The organism is Micrococcus sp. EWR3.9.1 (assembly GCF_052615555.1).
In genome coordinates this window covers 120405-143414 of the sequence record NZ_JBQXFD010000004.1, presented here as the reverse complement: position 1 = coordinate 143414, position 23010 = coordinate 120405, and the positions used below count along the sequence as shown (strand labels likewise).

The window sequence follows — 23010 nt, the reverse complement described above, 5'->3', positions numbered from 1 at the left end:
GGTGCCACACTGGGCCCATGGTCTCCCTCTCCGCACCCCGGTCCACCGGCCCCCTCGTGCTCCGCCTCGCCTCCTCCCCGCGGCCCGCGCTCGTCCAGGAGCCGGGGGCCCCGGACGAGCCCGGCGCGGTGGACCAGCGCATCGAGCTCTCGGGCCGCGTGACCGTGAACTGGGCCGCCAAGTTCGCGGGCCTGCTCGGCGCCGAGGGCATCGGCGCGGGCGACGCCGTCGCCCTGGACCTGCCCGTCCACTGGCTCTCCCACGCCCTCGCCCTCGGCGTGCTCTGCGCCGAGGCCGAGCCCGCCCTCGAGGGCGACTCCCCCGCCGCCGTCCTCACGGACCGGCCCGAGGCGTGGCCGGACCCGTCCGTGACCGTGTTCGCCGTCGCCCTGCCGCGCGGCCTCGAGCCCGAGTTCGACGGCCCGGCCGCCGATCCGGCCGTCGTGGACGTGGCCGCCGAGATCCGCGCCCAGCCGGATGCCCTGCCCGGCCCCGTGGATCACGTGCGGCCCGCGTCGATCCCGGCCGGGGCCGACGTCGCCCCGGACGACGACGGCCCGCGCCCCCGCCTGACGTGGGCGGGAGTGCGGGCCGCGCTGGAGGCGTGGGACGCGGGCCGGGCGGTGACCGTGCGCCCCTGACGGGGCGGCGGGGTCAGGCCGGGACGCTCAGACCCCAGCGTCGGGGGTGCGGTGCCGGCCGTGCGGAGGCAGCTGGTCCTCGCGCAGCACGGGCATCTGGCCGGTGATGATCGCGAGGTCGCTGGCGAAGCCGGGCTCCACGTCCAGCTCCTCCTTGAACACCCAGAACCGGTAGGCGAAGTAGCGGAACACGGTGCCGAAGAACAGGCCGATCACGTTGCCGGCGATGAACAGGCCGGCCGGGTCGGTCACGCCCATCAGGTACTGCGCGATCGCCACGCAGCCGGCCTGGATGCCCAGCCCGATCGCGTTCATGATCAGGAACATCACGAGCTCGCGCGTCTTGTTCGAGGAGCGCTTGTCCCGGAACGTCCAGTAGCGGTTGGCGACCCAGCTGAACAGGGTGGCGACGACGCCGCCCACGATCTTGGCCTTGACGTTGGATCCCTCGAGCGGGCCGGTCATCATCCACCAGAAGACGAGCGAGTCCACCACGAACGCGGCCGCACCGACGGTGCCGAACTTGGCCACCTCCCGCCACAGCAGGGAGACCATCCCGGTCAGGCGGCCCCAGAGATCGGACAGCATGGGCGTGGACTCCTCGGTTCGGGACGGGGGGTGTGCACGCGGGGCGGACCCGCGCAGGGCTGGGGAACACTGTAGCCGCGCCCCCGGCGCGCGACCTCCCCGGATCCGGCATCGGCCACCCCTCCGTGACGGAGTTCTCAGCCGGTCCGACTACCCTGTCCGGGTGACTTCCCCTCGACTCGGTGTGATCGGTGGCGGGCAGCTGGCCCGCATGATGGCGGGCGCCGCCGCGGAGCTCGGCGTGCCCTTCCGCGTGCTCGCGGAGGCCCCGGACGCGTCAGCGGCCCAGGTCGCCCCCCACGTGGTCGGCGACCACACGGACCTGGCGGACCTGCGCGCGTTCGCGGCCACGGTGGACGTGGTCACCTTCGACCACGAGCACGTGCCCACCGAGCACCTGCGGGCCCTGCAGGAGGCCGGCGTCGCCGTGCGCCCCGACCCCGAGGCGCTGCAGCACGCCCAGGACAAGCTGGTCATGCGCGCCGCCGTCGAGCGGCTGGGCCTGCCGAACCCGGCGTGGGCGCCGGTCGACGACCTCGAGGCCGTCCTCGCCTTCGGCGACGAGCACGGCTGGCCCATGATCCTCAAGACCGCCCGCGGCGGCTACGACGGCAAGGGCGTGCTCAAGCTCGACGACGCCGACGACGCCCGCGCCTCCGCCGCGGACGGCACCCTGGCCGCGTGGCTCGGCGCCGGCATCACCCCGCTGCTGGCCGAGGCCCTCGTCCCCTTCGCCCGTGAGCTCTCCGCGCAGGTGGCGCGCACCCCCTCCGGTGAGGTGGCCGTCTACCCCGTCGTCGACTCGGTCCAGGTGGCCGGCGTGTGCGACCTCGTGGTCGCCCCGGCCCAGGACCTCGACCCGGCCGTCGCCGCGGCCGCGACCGCCGCGGCCGTCCGCCTCGCCGAGGAGCTGGACGTCACCGGCATGCTCGCGGTCGAGCTGTTCGAGACGCCGGGGGTCGGCCCGGGCTTCCAGGTGAACGAGCTGGCCATGCGCCCCCACAACTCCGGCCACTGGTCCATGGACGGCGCCGTCACCGGCCAGTTCGAGCAGCACGTCCGCGCCGTGCTCGACCTGCCGCTGGGCGAGACGACCCCCCGCGGGGCCGGCGTCGTGATGAAGAACGTCCTCGGCGGCGCCCGCGAGGACCTGCACGCCGGCAGCGTCGCGGCCCTCGCCGCCCACCCGCAGGCCAAGGTCCACCTCTACGGCAAGGACGTGCGCCCGGGCCGCAAGGTCGGTCACGTCAACGTCGTCGCGGACCACGGCCTCAGCCTCGAGGAGGCCGTGCGGACCGCCGAGTCCGCCGCCGCACTCCTGCGCGACGACGCCCCCACCACCGGCACCGAGACGGAGGCCCGCCCATGACCGCCACGCCCCAGACCCCCGCCCAGCCCCTGCAGGACGACGCCCCGGTCGTCTCCGTCGTGATGGGCTCCGACTCCGACTGGCCCGTGATGAGCGCGGCCGCCGAGGCCCTGCGCGAGCTCGACGTGCCCGTCGAGGTCGGCGTGGTCTCCGCGCACCGCATGCCCCACGAGATGGTGGAGTTCGGCGCCCGCGCGCACGAGCGCGGCATCCGCGTGATCGTGGCCGGCGCGGGCGGCGCGGCCCACCTGCCCGGGATGCTCGCCGCCGTCACCCCCCTGCCCGTGATCGGCGTACCCGTGAAGCTCAAGAGCCTGGACGGGATGGACTCCCTGCTCTCGATCGTCCAGATGCCCGCCGGTGTGCCGGTGGCCACCGTCTCCATCGACGGCGCCCGCAACGCCGGCCTGCTGGCCGCCCGCATCCTCGCCTCGGCCGACACCGCGGAGGGCGACCGCCTGCGCGCCGCCCTCGCCGAGCACGCCGACGAGCTCAACGCCCAGGCCCGGGCCAAGGGGGCCCGCCTGCGCGAGCGGATGGCCGCCGACCGCTGATGTCGTCCGCCACCGGATCCGTGCCCGCCGGTCACGCGCAGCCCGACCCGCTCCGAGATCCACGCGTCGCCTCCCCCACCGAGCGCACCCGCCGGGCGCTGATCCTCACCGCCCTGACCCTGCTGGTCCCCGGCGGCGCCCAGCTCGTCGCCGGCAGCCGCCGGCTCGGCCGCGTGGCGCTGCGGGTCACCGTCACCGTGTGGGCCGTGCTGATCCTCGGGCTGCTGTGGTGGCTGGTCTCCCGCGCGAGCCTGATCTCGCTCATGGCCCGGGACGGCGTGCTGCTCGGGCTGGCGGTGGTCCTGGCGGCGCTGGCGGTGGGCTGGGCGGTGCTGTGGGTGGACACGTTCCGGCTGATCCGGCCGCACCTGCTCGCCCCCGGCGCGCGGAAGATCACGGCGGCGGTCACCGCGCTCGCGCTCGTGCTCACCAGCGGCGCCCTGCTCTACGGCGGCTGGGCGGCGAACACGAGCCGCGGGGCGCTCGGCGAGGTCTTCCAGGAGGGGCCGGCCGTCCCGGAGGCCGAGGGCCGCTACAACATCCTGGTCCTGGGCGCGGACGCCGGCGAGGGCCGCCAGGGGCTGCGCCCGGACTCCATGCACGTGGTCTCCGTGGACGCCCGCACCGGCGCCATCGTGATGTTCTCCCTGCCCCGCAACCTCCAGAACGCGCCGTTCGTCGAGGGCTCCCCACTGTGGGACGTGTACCCGAACGGCTTCGACTGCGGCGACGAGTGCATCCTCAACGCCCTCTACACGGACGTGGAGGAGCATCACGCAGACCTCTACCCGGACGCCGAACACCCCGGCGCCGAGGCCATGAAGGACGCCGCCGGCGGCATCCTCGGCCTGGACGTCTCCGGCTACGCCCTCATGGACATGGGCGGCTTCGCCCAGCTGATCGACGCCATGGGCGGGGTGGACGTCGTCAGCGGCGGCTACGTGGTGCACCGCGGCGTCCGGCCCGACGGCGCCTGGGGCAACATCTGGTGGGAGCCGGGCACCCACCACTTCAACGGCGACGACGCGCTCGCCTTCGCCCGCTCCCGGCACTGGTCCACCGACTATGCCCGCATCCGCCGGCAGCAGTGCATGCAGGCGGCGATGCTGGAGCAGTTCAGCCCCGCCACCGTGCTCACCCGCTTCGAGGGGATCCTCGCGGCGGGCGAGCAGATCGTGACCACCGACCTGCCGCAGTCCCAGCTCGGCACGTTCGCGGACCTCGCCGAGCGCTCGCGCGGCCAGAAGATGCGGCGGCTGACCATCGGCCCGCCCGACTTCGGCGACACGGGCACCCACTTCACCACCTACCCCGACTACGACCTCGTCCACCGCCGCGTGGACGAGATGCTGGCCGACGAGTCCGCGACCGCCGGATCGGAGCCGACCGGGGTCTCGGCGACGCCGTTGCTCACCGTGCTGGCCGTCGTCGCGCAGGAGACGGAGGCCCCCGACGTCGACGAGGACGACCCGGCCACGTGGCCGGCCCCGCCGACCCGCTCCGACGGCGAGCCCTTCACCGCCGAGGACCTGATGACGGCCGAGGACCTGGGCCAGGAGGACGTGCTGAACCACGCGTCCTCGACGAACGGGCTGTGCGTCCCCGCCCCGTGAGGCGCGACGCGCGGGCCGACGGGCTGACCTAGGCTGGGCGCATGCACGTCCTGAAGCCCGTGATCCGTGACTACGCCTGGGGCTCCCCCACGCTCCTCGCCGACCTGCAGGGACGCGAGCCCACCGGCCGCCCCGAGGCCGAGCTGTGGCTGGGCGACCATCCGGGCGCCCCGTGCGTCGCCGTCGTGGCGGACGGCGCCCACGTCGGCCTGGACGAGGTGGTGGCCGCGGACCCCGAGCACTGCCTCGGACCCGCCGCGCCGGAGGGCCGTCTGCCCTTCCTGATGAAGCTGCTCGCCGCGGGCGCCCCGCTGTCCATCCAGGCGCACCCCACCCTGGAGCAGGCCCGCGCGGGCTACGCCGCGGAGGAGGCGGCCGGCGTGCCGGTCGACGCCCCGGAGCGCAACTACAGGGACGCGAACCACAAGCCGGAGATGCTGCTCGCGCTGACCCCCTTCTCGGCGATGTGCGGCTTCCGCTCCCCCGAGGTCTCCTCGGACAGCTTCGAGGCCCTGGCCCGTGCCCTCACGGAGCGGGCGGACGGGGACACGTCCGCCGTCGCCATCGCCGCCGCCCGGATCAGCCAGGCCCTCGCCGCCGGGGACCTCGAGGACGCGTTCACCTCGATCCTCGACCCGGACTCCGTGTGGGGCGCCCCCGGCGCCGTGGCGCAGGTCGTGGACGTGCTGCGGGCTGCGCCGGACCTGGCCGAGCGCGACCCCTCGCTGGCCACGGCCCTCGAGGCCGCCCAGCACCACCCGGACGACCCCGGCGTGGTGGTGGCCATCCTGCTCAACCGCGTGGACCTGGCCCCGGGTCAGGCCATCCATCTGCCCGCCGGCAACGTGCACGCGTACCTGCACGGGCTGGGCGTGGAGGTCATGGCGGCCTCGGACAACGTGCTGCGCGGCGGGCTCACCCCGAAGCACATGGACGTGCCCGAGCTGCGCCGCGTGGTCACCTTCGAGGCGCTGCCGGTGCCCTCCACCGAGCCCGAGCGCGTGGCCGACTCCGTGGTGGCCTTCCGCCCGCCGTTCGAGGAGTTCGAGCTGCTCCAGGCCACGCTCGAGGACGACGCCGTCCACGGGCTCGACGTGCACGGGCCCGGGATCGCGGTGGTCACCCGCGGCACGGCAAGCCTGGCCCTGGCAGGCCAGGAGATCGAGCTGGGCCCGGGCGAGGCCGTGTTCCTGCCCGCCGCGGAGACGGCGTCCGGCCCGCTGGCCGTCCGCGCCGCGGCCGGCGCCCCGGCCACGGTGCACGTGGCCGGCCTGCCGCGGGGCTGAACCCGGCAGTCCGGCCCGCGAGCTCAGCGGGCGTCGCGGTCCCCCAGCCACTTGGACCACTTCTTCACGTCGTGCTCGGCGTCCACGGTGCGGACCGTGCCGGACCACGAGCGCATCACGATGGACTGCGTGTGCACGCGGCCGTCGGCGAAGCGCACACCGCGCAGCAGGTCGCCGTCGGTGATGCCGGTGGCCGCGAAGTAGCAGTGGTCGGAGGTGACCAGCTCGTTCGTGGTCAGCACGGCGTCGAGGTCGAGGCCGGCGTCGAGGGCCTTCTGCTTCTCGGCGTCGTCGGTGGGGGCCAGGCGGCCCTGGATGATGCCGCCGGTGGCCTTGATCGCGCACGCGGTGACGATGCCCTCCGGGGTGCCGCCGATGCCCATCATCATGTCCACGCCGGTGTCCGGGCGGGCGGCGGCGATGGCGCCGGCGACGTCGCCGTCCAGGATGAACTTCACGCGGGCGCCGGCCTGGCGGATCTCCTTGACCAGGCCCTCGTGGCGGGGGCGGTCCAGCACGCACACGGTCACCTGGGAGACGGGCTTGTCCAGGGCCTTGGCCACGAGGTTCACGTTCTGCTTCACCGGCAGGCGCATGTCCACGAAGTCGGCGGCCTCGGGGCCCACCACGAGCTTGTCCATGTAGAACACGGCCGACGGGTCGAACATGGTGCCGCGCTCCGCCACCGCGAAGACGGAGAGCGCGTTGTTGTAGCCCATGGCGGTCAGTCGGGTGCCGTCGATCGGGTCCACGGCCACGTCCACGGCGGCGCCGGAGCCGTCGCCGACCTGCTCGCCGTTGAACAGCATGGGGGCCTCGTCCTTCTCGCCCTCGCCGATCACCACGGTGCCGTCCATGGCCACGGTGTCCATGAACGCGCGCATCGCGTCCACCGCGGCGCCGTCCGCCTTGTTCTTGTCCCCGTAACCCACCCAGGGGCTCGCGGCGATGGACGCCGCCTCGGTCACCCGCACCAACTCCATGGCCAGGTTGCGGTCCGGGACGTGATTCTCGTAGCCGGTCTTCTCCGAGGACGCGCTGGTCATCGCTGCTCCGATCCTTGCTCGCGGCGCTCCGTCCGCACGGGACGGGGCGTGAGGGCGGCTCTGCCCCGGTCCTCATCCTACGGGGGCGGTCTCCCGCGGGTGGCACAATGCTGACCGTGAGCTCCGCCGACCCCCACTCCCCCGCCCCCCGCCCCGTCCTGACCGCCACGCAGGCGCAGCGGGCCCGGCAGCCGTGGATGGCCATGGTGCTCTCCCTGGTGGCTCTGCTGGCGATCGTGGCCGTGGTCCTCCTGCTCAACCCGGAGCCGCCGCAGCGGCCCCGCGAGGACCGCGTCGACGTCGCCGCCGAGGCCGCCACGGTCCCCCACGACGACGGCGACCTGCCGGCCCTGGCGCCCGAGGTGCCGGAGTCCTGGTACGCCAACTACGCCCGCCTGCAGAAGCTGGACGGCGTCTCCACGTGGGACGTCGGCTGGGTGGTCACGGACACGGTGTTCGCGGGCCTGCAGCAGGCCGAGGACGTCGACCCCACCTGGGTGAGCCTGCGGGTGGACCAGGTCCCGACGTCGGAGACGATCGAGATCGACGGGATCGCGTGGGACCTCCACGCCGATCCGAAGAAGCCGGAGCGACGGCTCGTGGCGGAGGTGGACGGCAGCACCGTGGTGCTGACCACCACCGGCGACCAGGCCGTCCTCGAAGACCTGGCGCACGGCGTCGCGAAGGAGACCCGATGACCCCCCACACCCGCCCCGAGACGACGCCGGCCCCCGACGTCGTCGTCCCCACCTCCGACCTCACGCCCGCCGAGGCGTGGGAGGTCCTCGCCGAGGGCAACCGCCGCTTCGTGGCGGGCGAGCCGAGCCACCCGAACCAGAACGCCGAGCGGCGCAGCGACCTGACCGCCGGTCAGGCCCCGGTCGCCGTGATCTTCGGCTGCGCCGACTCGCGCCTGGCGGCCGAGATCATCTTCGACCTCGGCCTCGGCGACGTGTTCGTGGTGCGCACGGCCGGCCACGTGATCGACGACGCCGTGCTGGGCTCCATCGAGTACGGCGTGGACGTGCTGGAGATCCCGCTCGTCATCGTCCTGGGCCACAACTCGTGCGGCGCCGTCACGGCGACGGTCGAGTCCTACATCTCCGGCACCATGCCGCGCGGGTTCGTGCGCCCCCTCGTGGAGCGCATCATCCCGTCCGTGCTGGCCGGGCGCCGCCGCGGACTGGAGGAGGTCGACGAGTTCGTGGCCGAGCACGTGGACCAGACCTGCGACCACCTCCTGGAGACCTCGCAGTCCGTCCGCGCGGCCGTCGAGTCGGGGCGCACCGCCGTCGTCGGGCTCACCTACTCGCTGTCCGAGGGCACCGCGCGACCGGGCCGCGTGCACGGCGACCTGGCGGTCTGACGACGTCGGGCGTCCGGTGCGGCACCGGGCGCCCACGCCGTCCTAGGATGTGACCATGACCGCAGAGAACACCGATCAGCAGTTCCGCATCGAGCACGACACCATGGGCGAGGTGAAGGTGCCGGTGAACGCGCTCTACCGTGCGCAGACCCAGCGCGCCGTGGAGAACTTCCCGATCTCCGGCAAGGGCCTCGAGCCCGCCCACATCCACGCCCTCGCGCAGGTCAAGAAGGCCGCGGCCAAGGCGAACGCCGAGCTGGGCATCATCTCGCAGGAGCGCGCGGACGCCATCGTCGCCGCCGCGGACCAGGTCATCGCCGGCGACCACGACGACCAGTTCCCGATCGACGTGTTCCAGACCGGCTCCGGCACCTCCTCCAACATGAACACCAACGAGGTGCTCGCCACCCTCGCCACCCGCGCACTGAAGGAGGCCGGCTCCGAGGACGAGGTGCACCCCAACGACCACGTCAACGCCTCCCAGTCCTCGAACGACGTGTTCCCGACCTCCGTGCACGTGGCCGTCACCGCCGCCCTCGTGAACGACCTCGTCCCGGCGCTGGACCACCTGGCCGTCTCCCTCGAGAAGAAGGCGGAGGCCTTCGCCGGCGTCGTGAAGTCCGGCCGCACCCACCTCATGGACGCCACTCCGGTGACCCTGGGCCAGGAGTTCGGCGGCTACGCCGCGCAGGTCCGCTACGGCATCGAGCGCATCCAGTCCGCGCTGCCGCGCGTGGCCGAGGTCCCGCTCGGCGGCACCGCCGTGGGCACCGGCATCAACACCCCGAAGGGCTTCTCCGCCCGCGTGATCGAGCTGCTCGCCGAGGAGACCGGTCTGCCGCTGACCGAGGCCCGCAACCACTTCGAGGCCCAGGCCAACCGTGACGGCCTCGTGGAGGCCTCCGGCCAGCTGCGGAACATCGCGTTCTCGCTCATGAAGATCAACAACGACCTGCGCTGGATGGGCTCCGGCCCGAACACCGGCCTCGGCGAGATCGCCATCCCGGACCTGCAGCCGGGCTCCTCGATCATGCCGGGCAAGGTCAACCCCGTGATCTGCGAGGCCGCGATCATGGTGTGCGCCCAGGTGATCGGCAACGACACCACCGTCGCCCTGTCCTCCACCAACGGCGCGTTCGAGCTCAACGTGGGCATCCCCGTGATGGCCGCCAACCTGCTCGAGTCCATCCGCCTGCTGGCCAACACGACGCGCGTCATGGCGGACAAGATGATCGACGGCATCGAGGCCAACGAGGAGCGCTGCGCCTTCCTCGCCGGCGCCTCGCCGTCCATCGTGACCCCGCTGAACAAGGTGATCGGCTACGAGGCCGCCGCCAAGATCGCCAAGCACGCCGTCGCGAACAAGATGACCGTGCGCGAGGCCGTCGTGGACCTCGGCTACGTCGAGCGCGGCGAGATCACCGAGGAGCAGCTGGACAAGGCCCTGGACACCATGTCCATGACCCACCCGGAGTGATCCGGCGGATTCGGTGAGCGGCGCGACGCCGCCTCCCGGGCCACGACGCCGAGCGGCCGTCCTCCCGTGCGGAGGGCGGCCGCTCGACGTTCACGCCAGCACCAGCACTCCGGCGGCCGCCGCCACCATCGCCGGCCCGAACGGCAGCGCCGTTCGCCCCGTCGCCCGGCCCGCGAGGACCAGCAGCCCCGCCACGACGCCGCCGAGCAGGATCGCGCCCACCCCGGCGGCGAGCACCGCCGTCGGACCGAGCACCCCCGTGTACACGCCCAGGCCGCCGGCCAGCTTCACGTCCCCCATCCCGAGGCCGCCGCGGCTGAGCACGTGCAGCGCGAGCATCGCCACGGTGTAGCCGAGACCGCCCAGCAGGCTGCAGAGGGCCAGGTCACCCCGGCCCGCCAGCAGCGCTCCCCCGGTCATCATCGCCAACCCGCCCAGCGCCAGCCGCAGCGTCCATCGGTTCGACAGCCGATGCTCCCGCAGGTCCGTGCGCACGAGCACGCCCGAGCACACCGCGAACCACGCCAGCCCCAGGGTCCACAGCACCGCCGTCGCCGGCGCGCCGTGCGTCCACGCCCATCCCACTCCGCTCATGCGCCCAGCCTAGGCCGGGCGGCGCACCCGCCGGGCCGCCGTCCACAGGCGATCAGGCCACCTCGCGTTCACGGTCCGGCCACCCGGTGTTCTGCCGACAGCGCAACCGGGGCCGCCCATTGCGACGACCCCGGGCACGGGTCTACTCTGAAGTCACGAGCTTCCAGCCGTCTCATGGACGTACGGGGCTCACACAGACCCCATGGCCTCAATCCCGTTTCAAAGGGGCCATGGTGGCGGGCTTCCTCGGTCCCCCATCCCCCCTCCGCGGGGCCGAGCACCCCCGCCGGGGGCCGCTGCTTCGGCAGCGGCCCCTTTTTCATGACCGACCCCGCCGCCCGGCTCAGGCCCGGCCCTCCTCCAGCAGGTCCGTGACCAGCGCGGCGATCGGGGAACGCTCGGAACGGGTCAGCGTCACGTGTCCGAACAGCGGGTGGCCCTTGAGGCGCTCCACCACGGCCGCGATGCCGTCGTGCCGGCCCACGCGCAGGTTGTCCCGCTGGGCGACGTCGTGGGTCAGCACGACCTTCGAGTTGCGGCCCATCCGGCTCAGCACCGTGAGCAGCACGTTCCGCTCGAGCGACTGCGCCTCGTCCACGATCACCCACGCATCGTGCAGCGAGCGGCCGCGGATGTGCGTCAGCGGCAGGATCTCCAGCATCCCGCGGTCCACCACCTCGTCCACCACGGACGGGGAGACCAGCGCACCCAGGGTGTCGAACACGGCCTGCGCCCACGGGCCCATCTTGTCGCCCTCGGAGCCGGGCAGGTAGCCGAGGTCCTGGCCGCCGACGGCGTACAGCGGGCGGAACACGACCACCCTGCGGTGCTCGCGGCGCTCCATCACGGCGTCGAGGCCCGCGCACAGCGCCAGCGCGGACTTGCCGGTGCCCGCGCGGCCGCCGAGGGAGACGATGCCCACGCTCGGATCCGTCAGCAGCTCGATGGCCAGCCGCTGCTCGGCGGAACGGCCGTGCAGGCCGAACACGTCGCGGTCCCCGCGCACCAGGCAGGCTCGGCCGCCCTCGCCGACCCGGGCCAGGGCGGAGCCCCGGGGCGCGGTGAGCACCAGCCCCGTGTTGACCGGCAGGCGGTCCGCCTCGGCCGGGGCCTCCTCCGGCCCGGTCTCGACGCCCGTGCCGGTCAGGGTCCCCAGCGGGACGCCGGCCAGGTCGACCTCGCCGTCGTCGTAGAGGGCGTCCAGCCGCTCCTGCGCCACGCTGAGGGAGACGGTGCCGCGCCAGCCCGAGTCACGCACGAGCTCGTGGCGGTACTCGTCCGCGGCGAGGCCCATGGCCGCCGCCTTCACGCGCATCGGCAGGTCCTTGGACACGACCGTGACCGTGGCGCCCTCGTCCGCGAGCGCCTTCGCGACGGCGAGGATGCGGGAGTCGTTGTCCGTGCCGCGGATGCCCAGGGGCAGCACGTCCACGGACACGTGGTTCAGTTCGATCCGCAGCGTGCCGCCCTCGGGGGTGATCGGCACGGGCTGGTCCAGCGCGCCGTGGCGGCCGCGCAGGTCGTCGAGCAGGCGGAGGGCCGTGCGCGCGTAGTAGCCGAGGTCGGGGTCGGCGCGCTTGGCCTCGAGCTCCGAGACCACCACGAGCGGCAGGACCACCTCGTGCTCGGCGAAGTGCAGCAGGGCGCGCGGGTCCGAGAGCAGCACGGACGTGTCCACCACGTAGGTCCGCAGGCCGGTCGCCTCCGCCGCCCCCGCCTCGGCACGCGCCTGGCCCGGCCGGCTCGACGGCTCCTGCCGGGTCTGCGCGTGCTCCACGAGCTCTGCCACCATGTCTGCCTCCTGTGCCGGTGAACCGTGCGGGCGGGGGTCCGCCCACGGTCCACGCTAGGAAGCGGCGTCGTCCGCCGGGTCCCGGCACGGTGAACCCGGGATGAAGTCGCGGTGACGGTCCGTCCGGGCTCCGCCACGGCCCCGGCGTCCCGCGCTCCCTACACTGGAGACGCGCCGCCGACGTCCCGACGGCCGCCCGCTCCCCGTCCACAGGAGGGCCCTTGAGCATGCACCGCCCGTCCCCCGGCCTGCCCGATCTGCCGGGCGGCCCGGCCCCCGCCCCGACCCTGGCCGAGCGCGCCGGCGGCCGCCTGCTGGGCGCCGTCGCGCCCACCGCCGTGCTGATCGCGGCCATGTGGGTCGCGCAGGTCGTGCTGATCTTCCTCGGCCGGGTGATCATCCCCGGCGTGGGCCTGATCCCGCGACGCCTCGGCGGCCTCGACGGGGTCCTGTTCTCCCCCGTGCTGCATGCCGGCTGGGCCCACCTGATCGGCAACACGACGGCGCTGCTCGTCCTCGGTCCGCTGGCCGCCCTGGTCTCGCGTCGGCCGGTGGCCCTGCTCGTCTGCGCCTGGCTGGGCTCGGGCCTGCTGACCTGGGTGATCGGCACCCCGGGCGTGCACATCGGCGCCTCCGGGATCGTGTACGTGCTGATCGCGTTCCTGATCGTCTACGGGATCGCGGTGCGGCGGATCGGGGCGGTCGTCGTCTCCGTGCTCGTCGCGCTCACGCACCTGGGCTCGAGCCTGATCGGCCTGCTGCCGGCACCCGGCATCTCGTGGACCGGCCACCTGGCCGGGGCCGTCGTCGGGGTGCTGCTGGGCCTGTGGTGGGGCCGCGCCGACCGTCAGGTGCCGAACCGGCGCTGACGGCTGCCGTAGTCGCGCAGGGCACGCAGGAAGTCGACCTTGCGGAACGCGGGCCACATGGCCTCGCAGAAGTAGAACTCCGAGTACGCGGACTGCCAGAGCAGGAACCCGGAGAGCCGCTGCTCCCCGGACGTGCGGATGACCAGGTCCGGGTCCGGCTGGCCGCGCGTGTAGAGCCGGTCCGCGATCTGCTCGACGGTGACGGACTCGGCCACCTCCGCCGCGCTGTGGCCCAGGGCGTGCTCGTCCCGCAGCAGCTCGCGCACGGCGTCGAGGATCTCCTGGCGGCCCCCGTAGCCCACGGCCACGTTCACGTGCACGCCGTCGTGGCCCTTGGTCTGCTCGGCGACCTCGGCGAGCCGTCGCGCCATGGGCTCGGGGAGCAGGTCCACCGCGCCGACCGGCTGCACGCAGACGGGGGCGCGGCCCTCGGCCGGCTGGGCGAGGCGCTCCGCCGTCGTCTGGATGATCTCCAGGAGCGGGGCGAGCTCCTCCGCCGGACGCCGCAGGTTCTCGGTGGAGAGCATGTAGAGCGTGACCACGGGGATGCCGGCCTCGTCGCACCAGCCGATGAAGTCGAGGATGCGCTCAGCTCCGGCCTGGTGGCCCTGCTGCGTGGACGCCCCGAACGCGCGGGCCCAGCGACGGTTGCCGTCCACCAGCACGCCGATGTGCCGGGGCAGGCGCTCCGGGTCCAGGCCGCGCGTCAGCCGCCGCTCGTACAGGCGGTAGAAGGCCTCGGGTCGACCCACGGCGCGCTCCCCTCTCGGACGGTCCTGCGAGCCTCCAGGATACGCGCGCGGCACACAGCGACCATCCCGTGCCCCGGCCCCGGGCCGACCGACGACAATGGAGGCATGGACCCCGTGACACCCCTCCCCGACGCCGACGCCGCCCGCCGCCTGCGCTGGCGCATCGAGCGCATCCGCGACCCCGAGCATCCGCTGTACAAGCCCCGACTGCGGGGCTGGACCCACGCGGTCATGGCGCCGCTGACGCTCGCGGCCGGCATCGTGCTCATCGTGCTCGCGCCGACCGCGACGCTGCGGTGGGCCAGCGCGGTCTACGCCGTGACGGGCCTGCTGCTGTTCGCGGTCTCGGCGACGTACCACCTGGTGCAGTGGAACGAGGTGGTCTCCCGTGTCCTCAAGCGGCTGGACCACACGAACATCATGCTGGTCATCGCCGGCACCTACACGCCACTCTCCCTGGCCCTGCTGCCTCCGGACCGGGCGCGTGTGCTGCTCACCCTGGTATGGGTGGGGGCCGTGGCCGGCGTCGGGTTCCGGGTGCTGTGGACGGACGCCCCGCGCTGGCTCTACACGCCGGTGTACGTGGTGCTGGGGCTGGCGGCGCTGCTGTACCTGGGCGACTTCTTCGCCGCGGATGCGGCGGCGGGGTGGCTGATCGTGGCCGGCGGCGTCGCGTACATCACGGGCGCGGTCTTCTACGCGCTGCAGGCCCCCACGATCCACCGCGAGTGGTTCGGCTTCCACGAGCTGTTCCACGCCTTCACGGTGGCCGGCTTCGTGTGCCACGCCGTCGCCATCTACCGGGCGGTGCTCGTCGTCGCCTGAGCGTGTCGAGGAAGGGGGTCTGCGCCCCGCCGGGCAGCGCCGAGGCCCGCAGACGCGCCGCTACGGTCATGCCGTAGCGGCGCGTCTGCGGGCCTCAAGGGTTCGGGCGTGGAGTCTCCGGCGTCGAGTCTCGGGCGTGCACGGGCCCGACGACGGTCAGTCGCGTCCGGTGTCCGGGGCCTGGGGCTCCGGGGCCGGCTCCTGGAGGTACCCGGGGTACTTCTCCTGCAGGCGGCGCAGCCGGTCCTCGGAGTCCGCGTCCAGGTGCTCGCCGCCCGCGCGGACCTCGTCCGGCAGGTGCTGCTGATGGCGCTCCACGAGCATGGCCTCGGCCTCCGGGGAACGCTGCTGGACGCGGCGCACCGAGCGGACCATGACGCGGAGGACGATGATCGCCATGACCACCATGAGCGCGGTGAACAGGAACCCCTCGATGCCGGGGGTGACCTCCGCCTCCTCGAGCCCGGGGCGCAGCGTCGGCTCCGGGACGGCGGGCACCGGCGCGGGGCTCGCGGCCGCGAGCGCGGTGAGGACGAGGGGAAGGCCAGACAGGGGTGTCACGCCGCCCCACTCTACCGGCCCCGGCCGCTCGGCCCGAGCCGGGGCGGCTCAGCGCAGGCCGGCGAAGAGGTCGTGCTCCGGCAGCTCGGAGGGCACGCGCGAGTCGATCAGCGCGAAGTCCTCCCACGGCCAGGCGCGCCGCTGCAGGTCGTGGGGGGCGTCGAAGAACATGCCGTCGGGGTCGATCTGCGTGCGGTGCGCCCGCAGGGCGGCGTCGCGCTCGTCGAGGAAGCCGGTGACGTCCACCTGCGTGGTGACGTCGTGGTCCGCGGTGACCCACGGCGGGATGACCTCCGGGTCGGGCACGTCCTCCCCGGCTTCGCGGCGGCGCAGCACCTCGCGCATCGCGTCCATCGCGTCGAACATCATCAGGCGTCGGGCGAACGGCACGTCCTCGCCGTCGGCCTCGGCCACCGCGGCCATCGTGCGGAACTTCCGCGGGTTGAAGCCGCAGTCGTAGTAGACCTTCGAGACCTCCCACGCGGGCCCGGCCTCGGGGTACTCGTCTGCGAGGCCCGCGGCCCGGTAGGCCTCCATCGTCACGGCGTGGGCCTGCAGGTGGTCCGGGTGCGGGTAGCCGCCGACCTCGTCGTAGGAGATGAGCACGTGCGGGCGGAACCGGCGCACGAGCGAGATCAGCGGGGTCGCCGCATCCCGGAGCGGGACCTCGGCGAAGCAGTTCGCCGGGAGGGCCGGCAGCGGATCCCCCTCGGGCAGGCCCGAGTCGAGGAAGCCGAGCCAGGCGTGCCGGACGCCGAGGATGCGCGCGGCCTCCGCCATCTCCTCGCGGCGCACGGCCGCGATGTCCCGGTCGGCCCGGGTGGTGTCCCCGAACGACGGGTTGAGCAGGGTGCCGGCCTCGCCGCCGGTGCACGTGACGACCATGACCTCGGCCCCGGCCGCCGCGTAGGCGGCCATCGTGCCGGCCCCCTTCGAGGACTCGTCGTCCGGGTGGGCGTGCACCGCCATGAGGCGCAGCCCGGTGGAGGGCGGCAGGGCGGTGCCTGCGGCGGGCTGGGCCTGGGGGGTCTGATCGGTCACGGGGATCGCACACTCCTGTCCGGATGGCGGGGCCGCCGCGGGGGCGGCGGCGTGAGGGGGCGGGGCCGACGTCGTCATCGGCCTCCGGCGGCGGGCAGCGGCTAGGGTGGAGGGGATGTCTCACCACGCCCCCGCGGTCCGCGCGCAGGACCCCACATTAGCCAACCGGTACGGCACGAACCACACGCGTCCGGGCCGTCGTCGGCTGTGGGCGGGCCTCGGCGGGCTCGGGCTGGTCGTGGCCGTGCTGCTGTCCGTGTGGATCGGCCTGAACATGTCCGTGGGCGCCATCGAGTACAAGGACGTCGGCTTCACCATCGAGGACGACGGCCACGCGACCGTCACCTTCCAGGCCTCCGTCCCGGAGGGCGTCCAGGCCGAGTGCGATGTGCTCGTCACCGACTCCCACGCCGCCCCCGTCGGCTTCCGCACCGTCCGCCTGGAGACCCTGCCGGCCGACCGGCGGGACTCCCCCTCGGACGCGCAGCAGCGCTACACCGTGGACGTGCGCACCGTGGTGCGGGGCGACTCCGGCATCGTCGAGACCTGCCGCAAGGTCTGAGCCCTCCCGGCCGCTCCGCCCTCGGCGTAGCGGCCGCCTTTGGTGTGACGCACGCCGCCCGGATAGACTCGTCGGAGCATTCCCGCCCCGCCGGTGAGTCAGGCAGGCGTCGCACGGAGCCCTCGGGTCACGCGCGTCCTCCTGGTCGGCGGGGTCTTTCGCATGCGGGCGCGTCCGCCGGACGCGGATCGCGCACCGGACCCGGTGTGCCGCGCCCCGGACTCCGCATCACCCGAGACAGAAAGGCGGAACAGAGCATGACCACCAGCCAGTCCGACGCCCCGTGGCTGACCCAGGAGGCGTACGACCGCCTCTCCAAGGAGCTCGAGCACATCTCCGGCCCCGGCCGCCAGGAGATCATCGAGCGCATCGAGGCCGCCCGCGACGAGGGCGACCTCAAGGAGAACGGCGGCTACCACGCCGCCCGCGAGGAGCAGTCCAAGAACGAGGGCCGCATCGCCGAGCTGAAGCACCTGCTCGAGACCGCCCGCGTCGGCGAGGCCGCCGAGAACGACGGCGCCGTGCACCCGGGCACCGTGGTGACCGCCGTCGTCGCCGGCGACGAGATGACGTTCCTCTTCGGCAACCGCGAGATCGCCGCGGACGACGAGTCGCTCGAGGTCTACTCCGAGCGCTCCCCGCTCGGTGAGGCCATCAACGGCGCCAAGAAGGGCGACAAGGTCTCCTACACCGCCCCGAACGGCAAGGACATCAAGGTCGAGGTCAAGGACGTCCAGCCCTACTCCGGCTGACCGACCCCGGCTCCGACGACGGCCGCGGTCCCCTCCAGGGGCCGCGGCCGTCGTCCGTCCCGGGTCCCACCGCGCCCCCGTTGCTACTCTGGCCCCATGCTGACCGTCGAGAAGGCGCACCTGCTGCTCACCCGCGAGGACGGGCTCTCCGAGAGCCCCTCCCACCACCGCGTGGCCCTTGCGGCCGCCGCGCTGGCCGACCACCGCTCCGCCGGGATCGTGACCCTCGAGGACGTCCCCGTGGACCGGGCCCGCGTGCTCGTGACCGCGGCCGGCACCACCGGCGACCCCGTCCTGGACTCCTCCCTCGGACAGGTCGACGCCCTGGCCGGCCGACCGCTCGTGTCCACTGTGGCGGCCGGCAAGCCGGACCTGCGCAAGGCCGTCGTCGCCCATCTGACCGAGACCGGCCGCCTCACCGAGCGCAAGGCCTTCCTGGCCACCCGGCACGTCCCCCGGGGCACCGAGCGCACCGAGCTGCTGGCGCACCTGACCGCCGTGGTCCTCGACGAGGCCGAGCCCTCCGACGAGGACGTGCTCCTGCTCGGCGTGCTGCAGCACCTCAACCTCGCCCGACGCCTGCTGCCGGGCGCCCACGAGCGCTACGACCGCCGCGAGATGGTCCGCCGCATCGAGGCGCTGACGCGCGAGGACCTCCTGGTCCAGGCCGTGCGCCGCGCGGTGGGCGGGACCTCCGGCACCGTCACCGCGGCCGCCGCCGGCTCCGCGGCCTGAGCCGGCCCGGTCAGGGCAGCGGGGCCGGGCTGTAGCCGGCCGCGCGCAGCGCCTCCAGCACCTGGGCGGAGTGCTCGGCGCCGCGGGTCTCCATGTCGATCGTGATGTGCACGCCGCCCATGGACAGCTCCGGGCCGACGCGGGTGTGGTCCACGCGCACCACGTTGGCGTCCGTGTCCGCGATGATCCGTGAGATCGTGGCCAGCTCACCCGGGCGGTCCCGCAGCGGGATGCGCACGGTCATGTAGCGCCCCGCGGCCGACAATCCGGCCTGGATGGACTTCAGCATGAGCATCGGATCGATGTTCCCGCCGGAGAGGATCACGGCGGTGGTGCCGAGCTCGAAGCCCAGGTCCGCCGTGCGGCCCGCCAGCAGGGCGGCCACCCCGACGGCGCCCGCCGGCTCCACCACGAGCTTGGAGCGCTCGAGGAGGTGGACGAGGGCCGCGGCGATCTCGTCGTCCGTGACGGTCACGACGGCGTCCACCAGCTCGGCGGCGATCCGCAGCGGCAGGGCCCCGGGCTTGCCGACGGCGATGCCGTCCGCGATGGTGGACACGCTCTCCAGCACCTGGACGCGGCCCTCCTCGAGGGAGCCGGGGAACGCGGCGGCGGTGGCAGCCTGCACGCCGATGACGCGCACCGTGCGCCCACGACGCCGGGCGGCCTCCTTGAGGGCCACGGCCGTGCCGGCGATGAGTCCCCCGCCGCCGATGCCCATGATCACGGTGTCCACGTCCGGCAGCACGTCGAGGATCTCGAGGCCGACGGTGCCCTGGCCCGCGATCACGGCCGGGTCGTCGAACGGCGGGATGAACACGGCACCGGTCTCCGTGGCCCACCGCTGCGCCTCGGCGAGGGACTCGTCCACGGTGGAGCCGTGCAGGACGACCTCGGCGCCGTGGTCCCGGGTGGCCTGCAGCTTGGGCAGGGCGACGCCGTGCGGCATGAAGATGCGGGCGCGGATGCCGAGCTTGGCGGCCGCGAGGGCGACGCCCTGGGCGTGGTTGCCGGCCGAGGCGGCCACGACGCCGCGGCCGCGCTCCTCCTCGCTCAGCTGCGCCATCCGCACGTAGGCGCCGCGGACCTTGAACGAGCCGGCCCGCTGCAGGTTCTCGCACTTCAGGTGTACGTCCGTGCCCGCGGCCCGGGAGAGCGCCCGGGAGTGCTGCAGCGGGGAGAGCTCGGCGATCCCGCGCAGCGTCTCGCGCGCCCGCTCGATCTCCTCGAGGGTGACGGGCAGCGCCGCCGGGGCCGGCGGGCCGCCGGCGGGCCGCACCCACCGGGGCGACGGCGTCGGGACGGTCCGGTCCGGGGTGTCCGTGGCCTGCGTCGCGCCCATCAGGCGTCGTCCCCGTGCCGGGTGCCCGCGTCGGCCTCGGAGGCGAGGGCGGCGTCGTCGTGCGCCGAGGGGCGGTACCGGTGGGAGCCGGCCGTCTCGTCCTCCGCGCCGCCCGGTTCGAGGGCGTGGTCCGTCCGCTCCGTGAGCTCCTCGGGCACGTCCGCGGTGAGGGCGCGGACGAAGCTGTTCACGAAGGCCAGCACCGGCACGGCGAACACGGCGCCCGCCAGCCCGAAGACGGTGGACCCGGCGGCGACGGCCAGGAACACGGCCAGCGGGTGCAGCGCGACGGCCTTGCCCATCACGAGCGGCTGCAGGACGTTCGACTCGATCTGCTGCACGAGCAGCACCACGCCCAGCATGAGCAGCGCATTGACCAGGCCGTTGGAAATCAACGCCAGGAGCACCGCCATCGCGCCGGTCAGGGTGGCGCCGATCATCGGGATGAACGAGGCCAGGAAGACGAGCACGGCCAGCGGGATGGCCAGCGGCACGCCCAGGATCAGGGCACCGATGCCGATGCCGACGGCGTCGATGAACGCCACGAAGATCTGGACCCGCACGTAGGAGCCGAGCGACTGCCAGCCCGAGCGGCCCGCGCGGCCCACGGTGGCACGGTGCGCCTTCGGCACGAAGATCAGGAGGAAGCGCCAGATGCGGTCGCCGTCGTAGAGGAAGAAGATCAGGGAGAACAGGGCGATGAACAGGCCCGCACCGATGTTGACGGCCGTGGAGCCGAACGAGACGGCGCTGTTCATGAGCGTGGCGGAGTTGTCCCGCAGCGTCTGCCACAGGCCCTCCAGCCCGCCACCGGACCGGGGGATCTCCACGCCCACGCCGGCCAGCCAGGCGATCGCGCCGTCGACGGCCTGGCCCAGCTGGTCGCCCAGCTGGGCGAAGCCCTGCACGATCTGCTGACCGGCGAGCCCCATGAGGCCCACCACGACGACGATCAGCAGCAGCACGCACAGCAGGGCGGCCGCGACGCCCGGCACCCGGATGCGCCGCATCGCCTGGTACACCGGGGCCAGCAGGGTGGCCAGCAGCGCGGCCACCAGGATGGGGATCAGCACGAGGCTCACGAAGCTGAGCAGGTACACCACGACGCCGACGCCGATGACGACGGCCACCAGCCGCCAGGACCAGGCTGCGGCCACCGTCAGCCCATAGGGCACGTCCTTGTTGATCTTGGTCTGGGCCGCCAGGGTCGAGCTCACGCGCGATCCTCCTCGTGTGGGTGGTCGGGGACATGGGGGGTCAGACCCCACTGGACGCTCCAGCGGGCGTGCGGGGCGAGCCGGTGCAGGCCCTCCCCCGAGTTCAGGGCGTCCGCGGGAGCGGTGAGCGGCTCCACCGCGAGTGCCGTGTCACGGCCGGGCAGCCGGTCCGTGACGAAGACGTGGGTGTAGGCGAACGCGTGGTCGGTCCACAGGGTCACGGCGCGGCCGTCCGCGGCGAGCAGGGTCTGGCGGTGCCGGCCGTCGGCGTCCGGGGTCAGGCCGGTGAGGCACACGTCCAGGGCGGCCTCGCCCACGGCCCGGCCGCGGCGGAAGTCCAGGTCGGTGCCGTCCACCGGCAGGGTCTCCACGGGGATGAGGTCCTCCCCCGTGCGGATCCAGGCGTCCGCGGGCACGCGCAGGCTCAGCTCCGCCGTCGGGACGTCCCCGATCCGCAGGAACGGGTGGGCGCCGACCGCCACGGGCACGGTGGCGTCCGTGTGGTTCTGCACCTCGGCGGTGACGGTGAGGCCGCCGTCCGCCTCGAGCTCGTACGTGACGCGGTGGGTGAGCCGGAACGGCCAGCCGTGCTGGGGGTGGATCTCACCGCGCAGGGTCACCGCGTGGGCGGAGAACGTCTCGGTGACGAAGTGGGTGTTGCGCAGCAGGCCGTGGCTGGCGTGGCCGCGCGCGGGTTCGGTGACGTCCAGGCGCTGCTCGACGCCGTCCAGGATCCAGCGGGCGCCGGCGACGCGGTTCGGCCAGGGGCTCATCTGGATGCCGTTGGCGGCGGGCGGGACCACGTCCGGGCCGTACGGCTCGGTGAGGTCCACGCCGGACACGCGGTACCTGCGCAGGGCACCGGCCAGGCCGACGACGACGGCCTCCGCGGACCCGCGGTGCAGGCGGTGCTGGGTGCCGGTGGCGTCCGGGGCCCCGAAGGCGGGCAGGTCGCTGGTCTCGGTCACGGGACCTCCTGGGTGACGGCGAGGGACCCCCTCAATCTACGCCCTCGCGGACGCAGACCGCCCCGGCCCTGTGCAGGACCGGGGCGGCGGTGCGGGTCTCCGTGCGGGGACGGGGCGCCGGTCAGTCGTTGCCGCGCAGGATGGCGACGATGCGCAGGATCTCGATGTACAGCCAGATCAGGGTCACGGTCAGGCCGAAGGCCACGGACCAGGAGTACTTCTGCGGGGCGCCGTTCTTCACGCCCACGGCGGCCATCTCGAAGTCCATCGTCAGCGAGTACGCGGCGAGCAGCACGGCGATCGCGCCGATGATCAGGCCCAGGCCGCCCTCACGCATGTTGCCGATGCCGGTCCAGGTGAGGACCAGGTTGACGAGCATGAAGACGAGGTAGCCGATCATGGCGCCCATGACGATCTTCGTCATGCGCGGGGTCGGGCGGAACTTGCCCGAGGTGTAGAGCGCCAGCATCACCGCGAACACGGAGAAGGTGCCGAGCACGGCCTGCACCACGATGCCCGGGTAGGCGCCCTCGAAGAACGCCGAGATGCCGCCCAGGAACAGGCCCTGCGCCACGGCGTAGGCCATGATCAGCACGGGCGAGGGCTCGCGCTTGAACGCGTTGACCAGGCCCAGCACGAGGCCGGCGATCGCGCCGATGATCATCAGGCCCGGCGAGAACCAGCCCACGGCGCCCGCCACCACGACGAGCACGAGCATCAGGCCGGTCTTGCCGACGACGTCGTTGAAGGTCATCCGGCCGGTCTGCTCCGGGCCGGCGGAGGGCGCGCGGAAGGCGTCCTCCATGGACTGCTGGTGCGCGTACTGCTGGGCCGCCTGGCCGGCGCCGAACGCCTGGGCCTGGCCGTACGGGCTCTGCTGCTGGCCGTACGGGGACTGCGCGGACTGCTGCCCGCCCTGGTACCAACCGGGCTGCGCCTGTCCGCCGCCCTGCATCTGCTGCTGGAAGTTCTGAGAGTTCATGACCGGATTCGCCACGGCTCACTCCTTCGGGTCGAGTCGGCCCGGTCGCACGCCGCCGCAGTGAGCCGCGTTCGTGCC

The 23010-nt window shown here is 73.7% G+C and carries 24 protein-coding genes; 13 read left to right on the top strand and 11 right to left on the bottom strand.

Going from position 1 to position 23010, the window contains the following annotated elements; all coding sequences use genetic code 11:
- The first annotated feature begins 17 nt into the window (after positions 1-17).
- Complete coding sequence (locus ACUJ8O_RS04345) at positions 18-641, top strand: hypothetical protein (protein WP_206495766.1); 624 nt, start codon at positions 18-20, stop codon at positions 639-641.
- Between the two features lie 27 nt (positions 642-668).
- On the opposite strand, the gene ACUJ8O_RS04340 is transcribed toward ACUJ8O_RS04345, so the two are convergent.
- A complete protein-coding gene (locus ACUJ8O_RS04340) occupies positions 669-1229 on the bottom strand; it encodes a GtrA family protein (RefSeq protein WP_206495765.1) in 561 nt (186 codons plus the stop codon).
- A gap of 163 nt (positions 1230-1392) precedes the next feature.
- Between ACUJ8O_RS04340 and ACUJ8O_RS04335 the strand changes: the two genes are divergently transcribed.
- Genes ACUJ8O_RS04335 through manA form a run of 4 tightly spaced genes read left to right on the top strand, consistent with a single transcriptional unit; the run spans position 1393 to position 6051 of the window.
- Entirely contained in the window at positions 1393-2598 is a 1206-nt protein-coding gene (locus ACUJ8O_RS04335) for a 5-(carboxyamino)imidazole ribonucleotide synthase (protein WP_445373182.1), read from the top strand.
- On the top strand, positions 2595-3152 hold the full coding sequence (gene purE, locus ACUJ8O_RS04330) for a 5-(carboxyamino)imidazole ribonucleotide mutase (RefSeq protein WP_002854497.1): 558 nt from the start codon (positions 2595-2597) through the stop codon (positions 3150-3152). Before ACUJ8O_RS04335 ends, purE begins: the two co-directional genes overlap by 4 nt.
- Positions 3152-4765, top strand: a complete 1614-nt coding sequence (locus ACUJ8O_RS04325) for an LCP family protein (RefSeq protein WP_445373181.1) — start codon at positions 3152-3154, stop codon at positions 4763-4765. Before purE ends, ACUJ8O_RS04325 begins: the two co-directional genes overlap by 1 nt.
- Positions 4766-4806: 41 nt before the next feature.
- Positions 4807-6051 carry a mannose-6-phosphate isomerase, class I gene (manA, locus tag ACUJ8O_RS04320; protein ID WP_445373180.1) on the top strand — a complete coding sequence of 415 codons (1245 nt, stop codon included), beginning with the start codon at positions 4807-4809 and terminating at the stop codon, positions 6049-6051.
- A 23-nt stretch (positions 6052-6074) separates the two neighbouring features.
- Here the strand turns inward: manA and glpX are convergent, their stop codons facing one another.
- Entirely contained in the window at positions 6075-7097 is a 1023-nt protein-coding gene (glpX, locus tag ACUJ8O_RS04315; protein ID WP_445373179.1) for a class II fructose-bisphosphatase, read from the bottom strand.
- A 107-nt stretch (positions 7098-7204) separates the two neighbouring features.
- Here glpX and ACUJ8O_RS04310 point away from each other — a divergent pair, with 107 nt between their 5' ends.
- Genes ACUJ8O_RS04310 through ACUJ8O_RS04300 form a run of 3 tightly spaced genes read left to right on the top strand, consistent with a single transcriptional unit; the run spans position 7205 to position 9940 of the window.
- Positions 7205-7795, top strand: a complete 591-nt coding sequence (locus tag ACUJ8O_RS04310; RefSeq protein WP_144879238.1) for a DUF4245 domain-containing protein — start codon at positions 7205-7207, stop codon at positions 7793-7795.
- Positions 7792-8463, top strand: a complete 672-nt coding sequence (locus ACUJ8O_RS04305) for a carbonic anhydrase (protein ID WP_002854504.1) — start codon at positions 7792-7794, stop codon at positions 8461-8463. Before ACUJ8O_RS04310 ends, ACUJ8O_RS04305 begins: the two co-directional genes overlap by 4 nt.
- Before the next feature lie 55 nt (positions 8464-8518).
- Positions 8519-9940 (top strand): class II fumarate hydratase, encoded by a 1422-nt coding sequence (locus tag ACUJ8O_RS04300; RefSeq protein ID WP_070709327.1) that lies wholly within the window; start codon positions 8519-8521, stop codon positions 9938-9940.
- A gap of 90 nt (positions 9941-10030) precedes the next feature.
- On the opposite strand, the gene ACUJ8O_RS04295 is transcribed toward ACUJ8O_RS04300, so the two are convergent.
- Together ACUJ8O_RS04295 and ACUJ8O_RS04290 are read right to left on the bottom strand one after the other, a co-directional pair.
- On the bottom strand, positions 10031-10534 hold the full coding sequence (locus ACUJ8O_RS04295) for a prepilin peptidase (RefSeq protein WP_036316321.1): 504 nt from the start codon (positions 10532-10534) through the stop codon (positions 10031-10033).
- A 343-nt stretch (positions 10535-10877) separates the two neighbouring features.
- Positions 10878-12326, bottom strand: coding sequence for a PhoH family protein (locus ACUJ8O_RS04290; RefSeq protein WP_041105009.1), 1449 nt, complete (start codon positions 12324-12326; stop codon positions 10878-10880).
- A gap of 227 nt (positions 12327-12553) precedes the next feature.
- On the opposite strand from ACUJ8O_RS04290, the gene ACUJ8O_RS04285 reads away from it, so the two are divergent.
- Complete coding sequence (locus tag ACUJ8O_RS04285) at positions 12554-13195, top strand: rhomboid family intramembrane serine protease (protein ID WP_258183746.1); 642 nt, start codon at positions 12554-12556, stop codon at positions 13193-13195.
- Here the strand turns inward: ACUJ8O_RS04285 and ACUJ8O_RS04280 are convergent.
- Positions 13174-13947, bottom strand: coding sequence for an isoprenyl transferase (locus ACUJ8O_RS04280; protein ID WP_041105013.1), 774 nt, complete (start codon positions 13945-13947; stop codon positions 13174-13176). The genes ACUJ8O_RS04285 and ACUJ8O_RS04280 overlap by 22 nt on opposite strands.
- A gap of 105 nt (positions 13948-14052) precedes the next feature.
- Here ACUJ8O_RS04280 and trhA point away from each other — a divergent pair, with 105 nt between their 5' ends.
- Positions 14053-14772, top strand: coding sequence for a PAQR family membrane homeostasis protein TrhA (gene trhA / locus ACUJ8O_RS04275; RefSeq protein WP_036334246.1), 720 nt, complete (start codon positions 14053-14055; stop codon positions 14770-14772).
- 156 nt (positions 14773-14928) lie between these two features.
- Here trhA and ACUJ8O_RS04270 read toward each other — a convergent pair whose 3' ends face one another.
- Complete coding sequence (locus ACUJ8O_RS04270; protein WP_036384966.1) at positions 14929-15333, bottom strand: hypothetical protein; 405 nt, start codon at positions 15331-15333, stop codon at positions 14929-14931.
- A 48-nt stretch (positions 15334-15381) separates the two neighbouring features.
- Positions 15382-16374, bottom strand: coding sequence for a mycothiol conjugate amidase Mca (gene mca, locus ACUJ8O_RS04265; protein WP_095353415.1), 993 nt, complete (start codon positions 16372-16374; stop codon positions 15382-15384).
- Between the two features lie 115 nt (positions 16375-16489).
- Between mca and ACUJ8O_RS04260 the strand changes: the two genes are divergently transcribed.
- From ACUJ8O_RS04260 to ACUJ8O_RS04250, 3 genes are all read left to right on the top strand, one after another.
- A complete protein-coding gene (locus ACUJ8O_RS04260; RefSeq protein ID WP_036316331.1) occupies positions 16490-16936 on the top strand; it encodes a DUF4307 domain-containing protein in 447 nt (148 codons plus the stop codon).
- Positions 16937-17193: 257 nt separating this feature from the next.
- Positions 17194-17688, top strand: a complete 495-nt coding sequence (gene greA, locus ACUJ8O_RS04255) for a transcription elongation factor GreA (protein WP_002856531.1) — start codon at positions 17194-17196, stop codon at positions 17686-17688.
- A 96-nt stretch (positions 17689-17784) separates the two neighbouring features.
- Positions 17785-18423, top strand: a complete 639-nt coding sequence (locus ACUJ8O_RS04250; RefSeq protein ID WP_101967353.1) for a GPP34 family phosphoprotein — start codon at positions 17785-17787, stop codon at positions 18421-18423.
- Positions 18424-18433: 10 nt separating this feature from the next.
- Here ACUJ8O_RS04250 and ilvA read toward each other — a convergent pair whose 3' ends face one another.
- From ilvA to ACUJ8O_RS04230, 4 genes are all read right to left on the bottom strand, one after another.
- Positions 18434-19765 carry a threonine ammonia-lyase gene (gene ilvA / locus ACUJ8O_RS04245; RefSeq protein WP_445373178.1) on the bottom strand — a complete coding sequence of 444 codons (1332 nt, stop codon included), beginning with the start codon at positions 19763-19765 and terminating at the stop codon, positions 18434-18436.
- Positions 19765-20982, bottom strand: coding sequence for an AI-2E family transporter (locus ACUJ8O_RS04240; RefSeq protein ID WP_129867125.1), 1218 nt, complete (start codon positions 20980-20982; stop codon positions 19765-19767). Before ACUJ8O_RS04240 ends, ilvA begins: the two co-directional genes overlap by 1 nt.
- Positions 20979-21950: an aldose 1-epimerase family protein gene (locus tag ACUJ8O_RS04235; protein ID WP_060973858.1), complete on the bottom strand. Its 972-nt coding sequence runs from the start codon at positions 21948-21950 to the stop codon at positions 20979-20981. Before ACUJ8O_RS04235 ends, ACUJ8O_RS04240 begins: the two co-directional genes overlap by 4 nt.
- 121 nt (positions 21951-22071) lie before the next feature.
- Positions 22072-22947, bottom strand: a complete 876-nt coding sequence (locus ACUJ8O_RS04230; protein WP_036384970.1) for a Bax inhibitor-1/YccA family protein — start codon at positions 22945-22947, stop codon at positions 22072-22074.
- Positions 22948-23010 lie beyond the last annotated feature (63 nt).